Raw genomic sequence first — 14,770 nt, 5'->3', positions numbered from 1 at the left:
GTCCGTTGAATTCGTGTGCCATGGATGCAGGCGACGCAACGGTCCTTTGACTGGCCTGCTCGACCCTGTACCTAAGATCGTGGCTCCTCCTCTGGGGGGATGGAGCTAAGAATTCTGTCCGGTCAAGATTATTCGAACGCCATGCAGTTGGCTCGAAGAGCGGTCATCGGTCCGATTCACAAACTAACGGGAAGATTTTATGAAATACGTGCGCATGATCCTCGAAGAGGAGTCGCCGGAAGAACTGGGTTACGAGAAGATCAAGTACAACCTGTCGGAGAGCTCGATCTCGGACCGGAAGTTCGGCGATTTCAACGTCGAGAACCTTGATGATCTCGTTCTGCTGTACGGCGAGCATCGCGGCGACAAGCAGCTTCGAGAGCTTATCGCGAAACAAAGCGGCGCCCAATCTGTCACGGCCGATGACGTCCTGATCTGCAACGGCGCTGCGGGTGCCCTGTTCATCATCGCCACGTCCCTGCTGGACAAGGATTCGCACCTCGTCGTCGTGCGCCCGAACTACGCGACGAATATCGAGACGCCGCGCGCGATCGGTTGCGAAACGACGTACATCGACCTGAAGTTCGAGGAAGGCTTCAAGGTGGACCTCGAAGCAATCGAACGTGCAGTACGCCCGAACACGGCATACATCAGCGTGACGTGCCCGCACAATCCGACTGGCACCATGATGACGTGGGACGAAATCGTTGGCCTCAAGGCGATCGCCGACAAGCACGACTGCCTTGTGCTTGTCGATGAGACATATCGTGACCTCACCTACGGTTCGCCGTACCCAGCCGCAGCAACCATCAGCGATCGTTTCATTTCGGTCTCGTCCCTGTCGAAGGCGTACGGTACCCCCGGCATTCGTCTTGGCTGGCTAACGACGCGCAGCCCGGCGCTTTACCGGCTGTTTCTCGCGGCCAAAGAACAAATCGGCATTTGCGGGTCGGTGGTCGACGAAGCTATCGGGCTTGCAGTTCTCAAAGAGCGCGACAACTGGCTGGCCGAGAGCAACAAGAGGAACCTCCGTCATTTGGGAATCACCCGCGACTGGGTCAACTCGGATCCGTACGTCGAGTGGGTGGAGCCCCAAGGCGGGGTCGTTTGCTTCCCGCGCTTGAAAGTGCCACCGACGTTTAACGCCGACGAGTTTTATCGATCGGTGTTGCAGAACCACCATACGTATGTCGGTGCCGGAAACTGGTTCGAAATGTCAAAGCTGCACATGCGGATCGGCTTTGCATGGCCGACGGAGGATGAACTCCGAAAGGGTCTGGCGGGTATCTCCGCCGCCGTACGCGAGCAACTGTAATTCGATCACCGCTCGTTCCGTGCGCGGATGAGCGGCGTGAAACACATACGAGAGGTGCCTTTCTGCGCCAAAGCTATGGCAAGTCCGGAACTTTGCTGAGAAGCCATGCCATTTGCTATTCGGCGGCATTGGTTTCTCTGCTCATTTCGCGGGAACAGGTGATGAACCTGAGCGGGTCGCTGCAGGACAGCAGTAACGAACGGACGGAAAACGTCGTTAGCACGAAGGCAAGGACATGCAAAACGTAAATGTACGAGCAGCCGTTAGTACGGACTATGAGCAATGGCTGCCACTCTGGGAGTCCTATCTACAGTTTTATCATACGGATGTTCCGACGCGAGTCACGGAGGCGACGTGGGATCGGATCACGACGCAGGGTGGAGATCATCAGTGCGCCGTTAGCGAGGACGAGGCAGGCCGGATGACAGGGTTTGTCATCTATCTCTTCCATCGTTCAAGCTGGGCCGCGACGTGGAATTGCCTGATTGAGGACCTCTTTGTTTCGGAGGCCGCACGAGGGCTAGGGGTAGCACGTCAGCTCCTTGATAAGGCGTTCCAGGAGGCGGATGTCCGGGAGTGTTATCGCACGTACTGGCAGACGGAAGAAACGAACAAGAGGGCGCAGAGACTGTACGAGACTGTAGCTACTCGTGCTGCTGTGGTTCAGTACCGAAGATAAAAAGAAAGCGAGCAGTCTGGAAAACCGGTGGCTTTGAACGCAGTTTGTAGGCGAATTTTGGTTTCACTTCCATATTAAGGCGAGCAAGGAGACGAGCGATGAAAAGGTCCGCAGCGATGCTGGCACTTGTTGTATCTGTATTTATGACGACGGCCCACGCACAGGGGGCGGATGTGATCCGTATGGGAGTCGAGGGTGCATTCCCTCCGTTTAACGAAATGGGTACAGACGGAAAGCCTCGTGGTTTCGACGTCGATATCGGTAATGCACTTTGTGCCCAGCTCAAGGCTAAGTGTGAGTGGGTTGTCCAGAATTGGGATGGCATGATTCCGGCGCTCATGAGCAACAAGTTCGACGCGATCATGTCCTCGATGACCGACACAGCGGAGCGCCGAGAGAAGATTTCGTTCACCGAGAAGTACTACAGCGTTGCTTCTCGCATGGTCGCCCGTTCAGGCTCTTCATTTGATCCCACCCGACCGGAGACGCTGAAGGGCAAGAAAGTCGGAATGCAGCGCTCGAGTCCTCATGAATCGTTTGCGAAGGCGGTCCTCGCGCCAGCGGGCGCAAAGGTCGTTACCTATCCGTCAGATGAAGATGCCTTGACAGATCTCGCTTCCGGTCGCCTCGACGCCGTAATGGGGGATAGCACGATGCTCGCTACCGGCTTCCTCAACCAGCCGCAAGGTACTGGCTTCGCCTTCACCGGAAAGCCGGTCACAAACTCACAGTACTTCGGCGCCGGCATCGCGATTGGCGTACGCAAGGACGATTCTCAGCTCCGCAATCGCCTGAACAGTGCCATCAACGCAATCCGCGCGAGCGGAGAATATGATCGAATAGCGAAGCGCTACTTCAATTTCGATATCTATTCGGGCATCTGACGCACCGAGTCCCTGACTCCCGTGTGGAAGTTGGAGAGGGAGGGAGAGTTGCCGCATTCTGCGGCGACTCCCTTCCCCATTGTTTGTGGAGATGTCTGATGCTTTATGGATACGCTCACGCGATTGGTGTTGGTGCCATGACAACGATCAACGTCGCATTGGCTTCGTTGCTTGTTGCAGTTGTTCTGGGGCTCGTGGCAGCCATGTGTAAGTCCGCGTCAAATCGCGTCCTTAATACCATCGCGTCGCTATACACGTCGCTCGCCCGAAGTGCGCCCGACTTTGTGTGGCTGTTGTTCTTGTATTACGGTGGCCAAGCCGCACTCAACTATGCCGTGAACAAAATATCTCCAGGACGTTCGATCGAGATCGACTCCTATATGGCGAGCGTGATAATTCTCGGGGCGGTCTACGGTGGATATGTCGCCGAGACTTTTCGAGGCGCGATACTGTCAGTTCCGGCTGGCCAACTCGAAGCCGGTTACGCATTTGGGTTGCGCAAGCGAACCGTGCTTTTTCGCATCCTCTACCCGCAGATGATGCGATTCGCCATCCCCGGTCTGAGCAACAATTGGCTCGCGCTTGTAAAGGCCTCCGCAATCACTTCCATGGTGAGTTTGAACGAGTTGGTTTTCCTTTCGACTGCGGCCGGACGCGCCACACACCACATCCTCCTGTTCTTCTGTGTCGCTGGTGCGGTCTATCTCGCTCTTACGTCGGTCTCGCTCTGGATTCTGCGACGACTCAACATGAAATTCTCGCTCGGAGTTCGAGAGGTGATTCTGTGAACTTCAATATTGTTCTGGATAATCTTCGGCTGTTTTTGTGGACTGACGGCGAAGTCACCACGGGTTTGTGGTTGACCGTGCAGCTTCTCTTGATCTGTCTGGCGTTCGCGCTTGTGCTGGCATTGCCGCTCGCGGTAATGCGCATCTCGAAATCGCGTTGGCTGTCAACGCCCGTTTGGTTTTTCACATACCTCTTTCGAGGAAGTCCACTGCTCGTCCAGATGTATGTCATCTACTACGGGCTTGCAGAAGTCGAATTCATCCGCGAGAGCTGGCTTTGGACCTACCTCCAGGAGGCGTACGTCTGCGCGTGGCTTGCATTCGGACTGAACACTGCAGCATACACCTGTGAAATTTTCGCTGGCGCGCTCAAGGCTACGCCGCCCGGGGAGGTGGAGGCGGCTGTGGCGATCGGGATGAGCAAGTGGGCTCGTCTTCGATATGTAATTTATCCAAGTGCGCTCCGTCGCGCGATGCAGGCGTATTGCAACGAGGTTGTTTTTACCCTGCACGGAACAGCGTTGGCCTCCGGCATCACGCTGCTCGACTTGGGTGGCGTTGCACGCGCAATCAGCATGCAGTATGCGGCGCCGTTCGAGCCCTACCTGTTTGCGCTCGTGCTCTATAGCTTGTGCACATTTGCGATTCTGAGAATCTTCCGCACTTTGGAGAAACGATACATGGCTCACGTCCGGCCACGCGCCTCGCAGCGCGTTACGGTCAAGTCTGCAAGCTCGTCCGCGGCCGAATTCCAGGATGCGCGACAGTATTAATCAGAACACGAGTAACGATAATGAATGCACTTTCGGTTGAAAACGTACACAAGCGATACGGCGCACACGAGGTCCTCAAAGGCGTTTCGCTAGATGCCAAGAAGGGCGATGTCATCAGCATCATCGGATCGAGCGGATCAGGGAAAAGTACATTCCTGCGCTGCATCAACATGCTTGAGCGGCCAAATGCCGGCGTGATCCGGCTGAACGGTGAGGAACTGCAGACGAAAGAAACACGCGACGGCATCATGCCGGTCAACCACGGCCAGCTAGAAAGGATGCGTACGCGGCTTGCGATGGTCTTTCAGCACTTCAATCTTTGGTCACATCTGACAGTAATCGAGAACCTGATGCTGGCACCGATCAGGGTGCAGAAGCGTTCGCGCAAGGAGGCCCATGAACGTGCACTCGACGTCCTCCTGAAGGTCAAGCTGGATCCGGACAAGGTTGCTGATATGTACCCGTCACACATGTCCGGTGGGCAGCAACAGCGCGTAGCGATCGCCAGGGCACTTGCCGTCGACCCCGAAGTACTGTTGTTTGACGAGCCCACATCTGCACTCGATCCCGAACTGGTCGGCGAAGTGCTCTCGGTCATGAAGGAACTCGCCAAGGAGGGCCGAACGATGGTGGTAGTGACACACGAGATGGCGTTCGCGAAGGAAGTCTCGAGCGAAGTGATGTTCCTTGATCAGGGTCTTGTGGAAGAGCGCGGCCGGCCAACTGATATTTTCGGAAGTCCAAAAAGTGAGAGGCTAGCAAAGTTCCTCACCGGGGCATTGAAGTAGTCCGAGATCCACCAAGTGGACTTGGTAGAGTCATTTAGACATTGAGGTTATCATCATGGTTGTAAAGCGTCTCCATCCCGGCCCGAGGATGTCTGCTGTCAGCGTTCATCAGGGGGTGGTCCGGCTCGCCGCAAGTCGAAGAAGAACCCAATCTGGATGTCACAGCGCAGACCGCAAGGATCCTGGAGACCATCGACGCCCTGCTTGAAGAGGCGGGTAGCAACAAGCATCAGATTCTTTTTGCGCAGATATTTCTCGCGGACATTGCGGATTTTCCCGAGATGAACATCTCGTGGGATGCGTGGGTTAGTCGGAGCGATCCTCCTCCACGGGCTACGGTCGAGGGAAAATTGGCTCTTCCCGGTTGTACGGTCGAGGTCGTCATCACCGCGGCAGTCCTGGATTAAAGCTGACCGAGAGCGCTGGTGCGGGTCGTCGAGGGGGTGTCCGTAGTCGTGCGGACACGATTTGGGGCACGCGTCATGTCTCGAAGGAACTTGAGGGCGGTTTATGTCGATCAACATTTCCGAGCTCGGACCCGAATTTTTGTGGATCGGCGAGGCAATCGAATTTGTCGGTAGCGAGAGATCATATGCCGCGGCATTCCAGCTGCTGAATATGAAGCTGGCGTTCGAGATGGTTTCAATTGTCGCCTATCGTGGAAAGACGCGTCCTGTGCTGCTATTCGATACATTCGGCGATACACCCTATCGGGAGGGCCTGACCAACTTTGTCGAATTGTCATACGTGCTGAGCCCATGCTATCAGGCATATCTGGACGGCATCGAGCCAGGTGCCTACCGGATGAAGGATCTGGTGCCTAAGGAATATCCAATTTCCCAGTCGTTCAAGAGTATCCCCGCGGCGTGGTCTGAAAAAGAGGAAATGCGTTACATCACCCGTGGGTGGCCCGAGCAGAGAGAGGAGCTATTGCTTCTCGTCGAGCTCCCAGACAGGGCCATGGCCGAGGTGAGCTTTCTACGACCCAGTTCGTTATCGGGTTTTGGCGCGCAGGAGATTTCCATTCTCGAAGCGATGTCGCCGTTCGTCTCTGCCGTTGTTCGGGCGAACTGGGCATGTTTCGTCCGTGATGCCACACTCCCTCACGACAACGCTGTCAATGTAGCATTTGAATCGTTCGGGAAGGACTTATTGTCTGCGCGTGAGGTAGAGGTGATTCGGCTGATTCTTCAGGGACACTCGTCGGTATCTATCAGCCTGAGGCTGAATATCGCGATAACGACGGTGAAAAGCCATCGCAAGAATGCTTACGCGAAGCTACATATTGCGACTCAATCGGAGCTGATGGCATTGTACGTGCGCTGGTTGGAAAACGCCTCAAACGGATGAGTCCAGTGCGTCGCTTGGGGTTCTTCCTGCTTCGCTGCAGCATGCGGACCCGCGTTCCTGGCGATAAATTAACGGACTGTCGTGCTGTGGGTAATGTGAGTTTTGCGAACCTGCTGCTGCCAGTCAGTGCATAGAGACGACCAGACCTGCAAGCAAGGCATGCCCGGCCTCGGGTGGCAGATTCGCGATCCCCGCATAGGCGACAGCCTCAGGCACGAGGAGTCCGGAGATCGACACGCCCGCAAGCACGTCGTGCGCCATGCGCGCACGACGCGGCGGTGGCGTCCTCCCGGGACTCGCATAATGTCCCGGATCCTGTAGGTGTACGGCGGCTGCATGCCCTGTATCAATGGTCATCTTGAAAAAGCTGAACGAAAGCGCGGAGGTTGAGAAAATTCAGCGTTTCATCGTCTTTCAATCCTTCAGGACCATCGCCGCACATAGCACGCGTGCTTAGCGTGCGCATGCTCCGGAACCGCCTCCACCGCTCTTGCGAGCTCCATCGAAAGGATTCCGGCAGACACAGCCGCACCGCAATTCACGGCGGGTCGCGTAGCCCCCGAGGGCTTCGACGTCAGCAACAGGCTCACAGGTCCAGTAATCAAGTTCACCGTTCCGCATGGCGTTCAACGCTTCCTCCTGATGCAGGGTTCAGCGATGGCCATCTCCCGTCGCTTTAACGATCTATACAGTATATATCGTTATGTGAGAATTCCCGGACCGCACTGGACGAAATCCAGTTCAATGGTCAACCATTGAGAAATGCCGTGGCCGTGCACGTGCTCGGTTGGGGGGGGCAGTGCTGAATCCGTTCGTTCGAAATCGGGCGACACACGAGATGGGACTGCAAGTATCACGTAGTGTTCATTCCGAAGCGACGCAAGAAACGGATTTTCGGGGCGTTGCGTCGGCAGCTGGGAGAGATATTTCATGAACTGGCATCCCACAAGGAGTCGAAAATCGTCGAGGGACACCTGATGGAGGATCACGTTCACATGTGCCTGAGCATTCCGCCGAAATATGCGGTATCGAATGTGGTCGGGTACATCAAGGGCAAGAGCGCAATTCGGATAGCCAGGAAGTACGGCGGCCGACAACGCAATTTTACCGGCGAGCACTTTGGGCCCGAGGCTACTTCGTTTCCACGGTGGGGTTGGACGAGCACATGGTACGAGCGTACATCCGCAATCAGGAGGAGGAAGATGAGCGGTACGACCAGATGAAGCTGGACATGGAGTAAGCCGCCACCGGAGGCTCACGGTTTTATGGGCGCCTTTGAGGCGCTCACAATTTCAAGCCACCGGCTTTGCCGGTGGTATCTGACTGGTGGTTCGGGCGGTCGAACGACAAGCTCCATTACGACAGACCCGTCTTTCACGATACGCTGCGCCACGCACTGTGCTGCAAACTTTTGCGCACTGCTCGGGACGCACCCGCGCAGCGTCGCGACGTGTTGGTGCACACTGACCTGAATGTACCTCCCTTCGACGGACGGATCCCAGAGTAACTCTTGTTCGATCCGATGCTGAATATCTCGATCTGTCCGCATGACGGCCTCTCTGGATGTTGGATGCTTCTGCAGCGAATGTTCGCATCACAAAGTTCTCGATATTTGATGTGGCTCAATAACAGCATGGATTTCGAATCCCGGCTGTCCGAGCTGGTTACTGAAATTGCGCAACTCCAGAAGCTTATGGAGCCAGTTGTATCGGGGGACACTTATTTCGACGCCCATACATCCCTCGCTCGCCAACTCATTTCGGAAGGCGATCCGCTATCCGCTTTGGACCACATCGACGCATTGCTAGCCGGGTGTGGTGCACTTCGGGCACAACCGCCGTGCCTCGGACTTAGCAGCAATGTAAGTTCAGTTAAGGATCCCGGTAGCTGGAGCCCCTTTACGTTTGAGAATTAGCCACGATTGTCGTCCGGAACCACCGTGCCGCGTATGCGAGACGGGCATCGATGGTTGGCGCGTTGCACGATCTGGATGCTGGCGCCGGTGAGCGCTGCGACAAACGTCGGCGTCCCGAGCGTGCGAAGCGATTCACGACAAAAAAACGATGATTTCACCGCAAAGCGGTTGATCTGCATCATATGTCGCCGACGGGCCCAAGGCAGCGTAAGGGGTGATATCCCACCATCGATTCCGAGGTTCGACATGGTCGAGCAATCCGCCACGAGTGCTCTGTTGCCCTTCTCGAAGATCCTGGTCGCCGTTGATTCCGCCCCGGCGGCGTCGGCCGCGACGTTACGATATCTGCGGCGGCTTGTGCGGCCGGGGGCCACTGTGCGGATTGTGTCCGTGGTCGAGAACCCACGAACGCTTGTCCCGCTGGGAGTGTGGGCTGGGTGAGCATGAGCGCGTTGGTTGATGGGAATTCGGGGTGTTTTGGGCGTCCAGCGTGATGTAGAGAGGGGGATCTCCCTCAGGCATCTTGCACAAACGATGCCCAAGGGAGAGTCTCACGTCTGCCAAGAACAGAGACTCCCCCAGTGTGCCACGTGAGAGCCAACGCCCCCAATTTTTATCGCCTGTTGCTACGTATTGATCAGGACTACGCCGACCAGACCCGGGAACAGGGTTGCCGCTGCGACGGCGTACTGCATAGCGCCCGTTACCCACGCAAGCCGCGCGGAGTTTCACGCGAAGCCCGCTGCCACTGCGATTTCCGCCACAGCTTCTGCTGCGCTGGCTGTCGCTGCCGTACCACGCCTTTCTCCGTGCGCTTTCTTGGCCGGCGCGTCTACGTCGGCGCAATCATGGTCACCGTCAGCGCCACCCGGGCTAGCGCGGGTTCGGCTGCGGCAATGCGCCAGCTCGACGCCCTTGGCGTGCCGCCCGCGACGATCGCCAGATGGCGCAAGTGGTGGACCACGGACTGCGTCAGCACACCATTCTGGACGCTCGGACAGGCGGCGTTCATGCCGCCCATCGATACCGGGCTGGCACCGGTGAGCCTGCTCGAACGCTTTGTCGCCACGCGACCTTCCGAGCCGCTGCTGTGCCTGCTGCTGTGGCTTGCTCCACTCACCAGCGCAAACGCCATGGGCGCCGTGCGTGAGGGACGGTAGCCGCCCGCAGAACTTCTCGCTCGCCCCCCTCGGAACGCGCCTGTAGTCTCGCCTCTGCCTTGAATCGCGGTGCGATGCGCCGCATCCCTGGAGAGAGCATGACTGAACTTCACGATTTACCCTTGCGGGATCGTTGGGCGCGGCTGCGCTTTGCGATCGTGGGCCCCTTGCTTGCCGCACCACCTGAACCCGGCGAGTTGCGCGAACTCATCACCGTGCTGGCCACCAAACGCTGGCGTCATCCGGTGACCGGCGACGATGTCCAGTTCGGCCGCTCGACCATCGAGCGATGGTTCTACAAGGCCCGCAAGGCCGCCCACGACCCGGTGGACACCCTTCGCAACCGCCAACGTCCTTCTGGCGCCGGCGCACTCCTGTCGCCCGCAGCGGTACAGTCGATCCGCGCGCAATATCGCCAGCACCCAGGCTGGACATGCCAGCTCCACTACGACAACCTCAAGGTCATACTCGGCGAGGTGGGCGTACCGTCCTATACGACACTGCGCCGTTACCTGCGCGCCCAGGGGATGTATCGCGAACGCAAGCCGCGTCATACGAGCACCGGAGCGATGCTCTCCCGCGATCGTCTCGAGAAGCTCGAGGTACGCAGCTTCGAGGTCGAGCACGTCAATGCGCTCTGGCATCTCGATTTCCACCACGGCTCGCGTAAGCTGCTGATGCACGACGGCCAGTGGATTACGCCGATGCTGCTGTGCGTGCTCGACGACCGCTCGCGCATCGTCTGCCATGCGCAGTGGTTTCTCGACGAGACCGCGCGCAGTCTGATCCATGGACTGTGCCAGGCGTTCCAGCGGCGCAGCCTCCCACGCGCACTGATGACCGACAACGGCGCTGCAATGCTTGCGGAGGAAACGACCGCTGGACTGCATACGCTTGGCGTGCTGCACCAGACGACCCTCCCATACTCCCCATACCAGAACGCCAAGCAGGAGACGTTCTGGGCCCGCATCGAAGGCCGCGTGATGGCCATGCTTGAGGGCGAACCCAATCTTACGCTCGAACTGCTCAATCAGGCCACGCACGCATGGATCGAGCGCGAGTATCACCACGCGCATCATTCCGAGATCGGCGCCACGCCGCTCAAGCGCTATCTCGCCGGCCCCGATGTGGGCCGCGAATGCCCGTCGAGTGACGCACTGCGCGCTGCATTCCGCATCGACGTGACGCGCACCCAGCGGCGCTCGGATGGCACCGTGAGTCTGGACGGTACGCGCTTCGAGATCCCCTCGGCTTACCGGCACCTGCAGCGCGTGCGTCTGCGCTACGCGCGCTGGGACCTGAGCCGCGTCGATCTCATCGACGCCGACAGTGACGCTGTACTGTGTGCGCTGAGGCCTCTGGACAAGGCCGCCAACGCCGATGGTCAGCGCCGCCGTCTCGACGCGATCGACGTCGTCGAGCCGATTCCGGACAGTACACCCGGCATCGCGCCGCTGTTGCGCCAGTTGCTCGCCGAGCACGCCGCAACGGGCCTGCCGCCGGCCTGGATTCCCGCAGACTGGCAGGAGAGCGCATGAGCCAGCGTCTGCAAGCCCTCTATGGCCTGAAGTGGAACCCGTTCTCCCCGGAGCTTCCCCTCGAAGCGCTGTACGTCTCTCCGCGCGTGGAGAACTTCTGCTGGCGCATCGAGAACGCGCTCGTACGCGAAGGCGGCTTCGCGATGATCCACGGCGAGCCCGGCACGGGCAAGAGCGTCGTCATGCGCGTGCTGGCCGAGAAGCTCGAACGCCTGACCGACCTGATGGTCGTCTCGATCAATCACCCGCAAAGCAGTCTCGCTGACTTCTATCGCGAGATGGGCGACATCTTCAATCTGGAACTCAAGGCGCACAACCGCTGGGGCGGCTTCCGGTCGCTGCGCGATCGGTGGCTATCGCACCTGCAGAGCACGCGCCGGCGACCGATCCTTCTGATTGACGAAGCCCAGGAGATGAGCGCCGGCGTGCTCAACGAACTGCGGCTCATGGCCAGTGCCCGGTTCGATTCGCAACCGCTATTGTGCGTGGTGCTTGCTGGCGACACGCGCCTGACCGACAAGCTCAGGCGCGACGAACTGTTGCCACTGGGCAGCCGTATCCGCTCGCGCCTGGCGACCGAGAAGGCTTCGACCGATGACCTGTTGGCCTGTCTCGAGCATCTGCTCAGCAGCGCCGGCGCCCCGCAGTTGATGACGCCGCCGCTGCGCCACACGCTGTGCGAACACGCTCTGGGCAACTTCCGCGTGCTCACCACGCTCGCCAACGAACTGCTCACCACCGCCGCTCACCGTGAAATGCCCGAACTTGACGAGAAGCTGTACTTCGATGTCTTTGCCCCTTCAACGTCGTCCGCGCGTCGTGCACCGGCGCGTCAGCCCAATGGAGCCCGATAGCATGTCCCGTAAAACATCACCTCGCGAGGACGCTGCCCATAGGCGCCTGCCGCTGCTCGAACTCTCTGATGAGGCTGCCTACATGATGCAGTTCTTCCTCGAGGACTTCTATCTGTGGTTCAGCTGCGCTTAGGGCGCCCAGATCCGGCGCTATCACCAGCCGTGGTACGACGGACCCAGACAGCCACCGTACCAGGGCACAGAGCCTCTGGACGATCCGTTTTAAAACAGCACGGGGGCATCGCCCCCGTTTTACTTCGTCCCTCGAACATCATTTATCTCGATCATCGGCCCATCATTTATCGTGCTCACGCTCACTGGGTCGGAGCAGCTTGAAGTCGCGCGTGAGGAACTCCGCCGTGCTGCCGATTCGGCAATCAAAGCTGCGCAATCTGCGTTGGATGGTTGCGGCGCGCAACTTGAGCAGCAAGTCCTTGATCTCTGCAGGTTAGGGGGTGACCTTGTCCACGCACTCGCCGAAGCGGTATCGCAATGGGCACCTGATCTTGTCGTCCTTGGAGCGCGGCGTCATGGAGCTCTTTTGCGCTGGGTGGGCGGTGAGGTTTCCGCGCCGCTTGCCCGCTTGCTTAGTTCCCCGATCCTGATCGTTCCGGTTGAATACGGCAGTGCGGTAGATGGGCCGCCCTCGCGGATCCTGCTTGCAGCGACGCTTCGCTGACTGCTCTGCGTGCAGCTGCAAGGCTTGCGGCACCGCGTGCGGAATGGCGTGTCGCTGATCAAATTGGCCACAGCGGTCCGATCACGGTGGAGCTGGCTTTGCGTTGGGCCTGTTCGTCCAGCCGCTCCACAGCCGCCACCAGGGCAGGTCGGTTGAAGATCTTGAGCCCATTTGCCAAGTACCGCCTGCAGTTCGATCCCGCCACCGAAATTGCATCTTCCGGACTCTGTGGACCAGGATACCGACGGTTGACACCGCATATTTATTCGGAAGAGGAAATCGAGACGTTATTGGATACTGCTCGACAACTTCCGCCCACGGGTGGCCTGCGTCCAGTTACCTGTGAAACCGTCTTCGGTCTGCTCGCGGCCACGGGTTTGCGCATCTCGGAGGCGTTGGCACTTCGGCGCGAGGACGTCAACCTCGAACGCAGCCTCCTCACGATTCGTCAGAGCAAGTTTCGTAAAGCCCGCCAGGTTCCTCTACATCCGACCACCACCGAAGCCCTCCGCGCCTATGCCTGTATTCGGGATAAAAGGCTGCCCGCGTCGACGACCGAAGCGTTCTTCGTGTCCGACTGCGGAAGGCCAGTGAACTATCGGCAGATCGCATATGCCTTCGCCCGTCTTCGAGTCCAGCTCGGATGGCAAGCCCGGGGAGGTCACCCGCACCCGCGCATCCACGACTTGAGGCACAGCTTTATCTGCCGACGTCTTATCGGCTGGTATCAGGAGGGGATCGATGTCGGTAATGCGATGCTGGTGCTCTCCACCTACGTCGGACATACCCAGGTCACCGACACGTTCTGGTATGTAACGGCAATACCTGAGCTGATGACCATCGCAGGCGATCGCTTCGAGCACTTCGCTCAAGGAGGCAATCATGCTTGACCCGAACCCATCACCGACGTTTCCGCAATTGCTGCAGCAGTTCTTTATGGAGCGCCTGATACAACAGCGTAATGCGAGCCCGCGAACGGTAGCGGCTTACCGAGACACCATGAGGCTGCTGCTCCAATTTACAGAACAGCGATTGCATCGGAGACCTGAACGCCTGGAACTCAGCGACATCGATGTACCCCTGGTTCTCCAGTTCCTCGACCACCTCGAAGCGGCCCGCCACAATAGCATCCGTAGTCGCAACCTTCGGCTTGCCGCCATTCGCTCGTTTCTGCGCTATGCTGCGTCCCGAGCACCAGAGTCGCTGGGCACAATTCAGCAGGTGCTCGCGATCCCGATGAAACGTTATGAGCGCCCGCTGGTCCGCTTCCTCTCCCGAGAAGAAATATGCGCCTTGCTCGATGCACCTAACCCCAACACATGGTGCGGCCAGCGCGATCGCGTGATGTTGGCGACCCTCTATAACACCGGCGCTCGGGTATCCGAACTCATCGGCATACGCGTCGCCGACGTCGAGCTGGATCGAAGCCCTTCTGTACGTCTTCACGGCAAGGGCCGCAAAGAACGTGCGGTCCCGCTCTGGCGCAGCACCGCAAACCAGATCCGGCTCTGGCTTCGGCAGATTGACGCTTCACCCGGACAGTGGCTCTTTCCAAATCGCTCAGGCGGACCGATGACGCGAACCGGAATAACCGATCGTCTTAACCTCGCCTACGAGGCTGCGGCAACTCATTGCGTGGGACTCAAGGGCCGACGCATCTCACCGCACCTGGTTCGGCACGCGACTGCCATGCACCTGCTTCAGGCTGGCGTTGACCTTACGGTCATTGCGCTGTGGCTCGGTCACGAGAACCCAGCGACCACGCACATGTACATCGAGGCGGACCTGGCAATGAAGGAAAGAGCCCTCCGTACGCTTCAATTACCTCACAGCAGGCAACACCGATACAGGCCCACTGACCGCGTACTGCAGTTTCTCGAGGGCTTGTGATTATGCACGGCCAAGAACGATTCGCTAACTGAACCCTGCATTGCTCAAGAACTCAAATACGCGCGCGGCACGGTCCATAATTCGATTTATATCGGAACCCACGCCGTGCGCTCCGCTCCACTCAACGGCAGAGCATGCATAATCCCGGGCCGTCCAT

At 58.5% G+C, this 14,770-nt stretch carries 17 protein-coding genes and 2 pseudogenes; 16 read left to right on the top strand and 3 right to left on the bottom strand.

Annotated features, from left to right (window positions below; genetic code table 11):
- Nucleotides 1-199 precede the first annotated feature (199 nt).
- From BMI01S_RS33835 to BMI01S_RS38395, 8 genes and pseudogenes are all read left to right on the top strand, one after another.
- Nucleotides 200-1,315: a pyridoxal phosphate-dependent aminotransferase gene (locus BMI01S_RS33835; RefSeq protein ID WP_028232369.1), complete on the top strand. Its 1,116-nt coding sequence runs from the start codon at nt 200-202 to the stop codon at nt 1,313-1,315.
- Between the two features lie 235 nt (nt 1,316-1,550).
- A complete protein-coding gene (locus BMI01S_RS44290) occupies nt 1,551-1,994 on the top strand; it encodes a GNAT family N-acetyltransferase (protein ID WP_028232370.1) in 444 nt (147 codons plus the stop codon).
- A gap of 98 nt (nt 1,995-2,092) precedes the next feature.
- Nucleotides 2,093-2,878 carry an ABC transporter substrate-binding protein gene (locus BMI01S_RS33825; RefSeq protein WP_028232371.1) on the top strand — a complete coding sequence of 262 codons (786 nt, stop codon included), beginning with the start codon at nt 2,093-2,095 and terminating at the stop codon, nt 2,876-2,878.
- A gap of 98 nt (nt 2,879-2,976) precedes the next feature.
- A complete protein-coding gene (locus BMI01S_RS33820; RefSeq protein ID WP_036046487.1) occupies nt 2,977-3,666 on the top strand; it encodes an ABC transporter permease in 690 nt (229 codons plus the stop codon).
- The gene (locus tag BMI01S_RS33815; RefSeq protein ID WP_081723550.1) at nt 3,663-4,439 is read left to right on the top strand and encodes an ABC transporter permease; all 777 of its coding nucleotides are present in this window, start codon (nt 3,663-3,665) and stop codon (nt 4,437-4,439) included. Before BMI01S_RS33820 ends, BMI01S_RS33815 begins: the two co-directional genes overlap by 4 nt.
- Before the next feature lie 20 nt (nt 4,440-4,459).
- Nucleotides 4,460-5,227, top strand: a complete 768-nt coding sequence (locus BMI01S_RS33810; protein WP_028232373.1) for an ATP-binding cassette domain-containing protein — start codon at nt 4,460-4,462, stop codon at nt 5,225-5,227.
- A 55-nt stretch (nt 5,228-5,282) separates the two neighbouring features.
- Nucleotides 5,283-5,634, top strand: a pseudogene (locus BMI01S_RS39850) (RidA family protein).
- Nucleotides 5,635-5,737: 103 nt separating this feature from the next.
- Complete coding sequence (locus tag BMI01S_RS38395) at nt 5,738-6,577, top strand: response regulator transcription factor (RefSeq protein WP_051381537.1); 840 nt, start codon at nt 5,738-5,740, stop codon at nt 6,575-6,577.
- Between the two features lie 123 nt (nt 6,578-6,700).
- Here BMI01S_RS38395 and BMI01S_RS44285 read toward each other — a convergent pair whose 3' ends face one another.
- Nucleotides 6,701-6,838: a SulP family inorganic anion transporter gene (locus BMI01S_RS44285; RefSeq protein ID WP_407669091.1), complete on the bottom strand. Its 138-nt coding sequence runs from the start codon at nt 6,836-6,838 to the stop codon at nt 6,701-6,703.
- Between the two features lie 545 nt (nt 6,839-7,383).
- Between BMI01S_RS44285 and tnpA the strand changes: the two are divergent.
- Nucleotides 7,384-7,817 (top strand): annotated as a pseudogene (gene tnpA / locus BMI01S_RS33800) (IS200/IS605 family transposase).
- A gap of 15 nt (nt 7,818-7,832) precedes the next feature.
- On the opposite strand, the gene BMI01S_RS44280 reads toward tnpA, so the two are convergent.
- Entirely contained in the window at nt 7,833-8,126 is a 294-nt protein-coding gene (locus BMI01S_RS44280; protein ID WP_081723551.1) for a BON domain-containing protein, read from the bottom strand.
- Nucleotides 8,127-8,488: 362 nt separating this feature from the next.
- Nucleotides 8,489-8,674 (bottom strand): hypothetical protein, encoded by a 186-nt coding sequence (locus tag BMI01S_RS33795; RefSeq protein WP_028232374.1) that lies wholly within the window; start codon nt 8,672-8,674, stop codon nt 8,489-8,491.
- A 666-nt stretch (nt 8,675-9,340) separates the two neighbouring features.
- Between BMI01S_RS33795 and BMI01S_RS43445 the strand changes: the two genes are divergently transcribed.
- From BMI01S_RS43445 to BMI01S_RS33765, 7 genes are all read left to right on the top strand, one after another.
- Nucleotides 9,341-9,652: a hypothetical protein gene (locus BMI01S_RS43445; protein ID WP_244145439.1), complete on the top strand. Its 312-nt coding sequence runs from the start codon at nt 9,341-9,343 to the stop codon at nt 9,650-9,652.
- A 98-nt stretch (nt 9,653-9,750) separates the two neighbouring features.
- The gene (locus BMI01S_RS33785) at nt 9,751-11,190 is read left to right on the top strand and encodes a DDE-type integrase/transposase/recombinase (protein WP_028232376.1); all 1,440 of its coding nucleotides are present in this window, start codon (nt 9,751-9,753) and stop codon (nt 11,188-11,190) included.
- Nucleotides 11,187-12,044: an ExeA family protein gene (locus tag BMI01S_RS33780; RefSeq protein WP_028232377.1), complete on the top strand. Its 858-nt coding sequence runs from the start codon at nt 11,187-11,189 to the stop codon at nt 12,042-12,044. Before BMI01S_RS33785 ends, BMI01S_RS33780 begins: the two co-directional genes overlap by 4 nt.
- 1 nt (nt 12,045) lies before the next feature.
- Nucleotides 12,046-12,177, top strand: coding sequence for a hypothetical protein (locus tag BMI01S_RS43440; protein WP_255217842.1), 132 nt, complete (start codon nt 12,046-12,048; stop codon nt 12,175-12,177).
- A gap of 171 nt (nt 12,178-12,348) precedes the next feature.
- Nucleotides 12,349-12,723, top strand: a complete 375-nt coding sequence (locus BMI01S_RS44275) for a universal stress protein (protein WP_161635554.1) — start codon at nt 12,349-12,351, stop codon at nt 12,721-12,723.
- 152 nt (nt 12,724-12,875) lie between these two features.
- Nucleotides 12,876-13,613, top strand: coding sequence for a tyrosine-type recombinase/integrase (locus BMI01S_RS33770; RefSeq protein WP_161635555.1), 738 nt, complete (start codon nt 12,876-12,878; stop codon nt 13,611-13,613).
- Nucleotides 13,606-14,613, top strand: a complete 1,008-nt coding sequence (locus BMI01S_RS33765) for a site-specific integrase (protein WP_036046494.1) — start codon at nt 13,606-13,608, stop codon at nt 14,611-14,613. The genes BMI01S_RS33770 and BMI01S_RS33765 overlap by 8 nt, the downstream gene beginning before the upstream one ends.
- Nucleotides 14,614-14,770: the final 157 nt, after the last annotated feature.

The sequence above is a fragment of the Paraburkholderia mimosarum LMG 23256 = NBRC 106338 genome (assembly GCF_000739815.1).
GTDB classification, from domain to species: domain Bacteria; phylum Pseudomonadota; class Gammaproteobacteria; order Burkholderiales; family Burkholderiaceae; genus Paraburkholderia; species Paraburkholderia mimosarum.
Note: the sequence above shows the minus strand (reverse complement) of the source record. Positions and strands in the feature narration are given on the sequence as shown.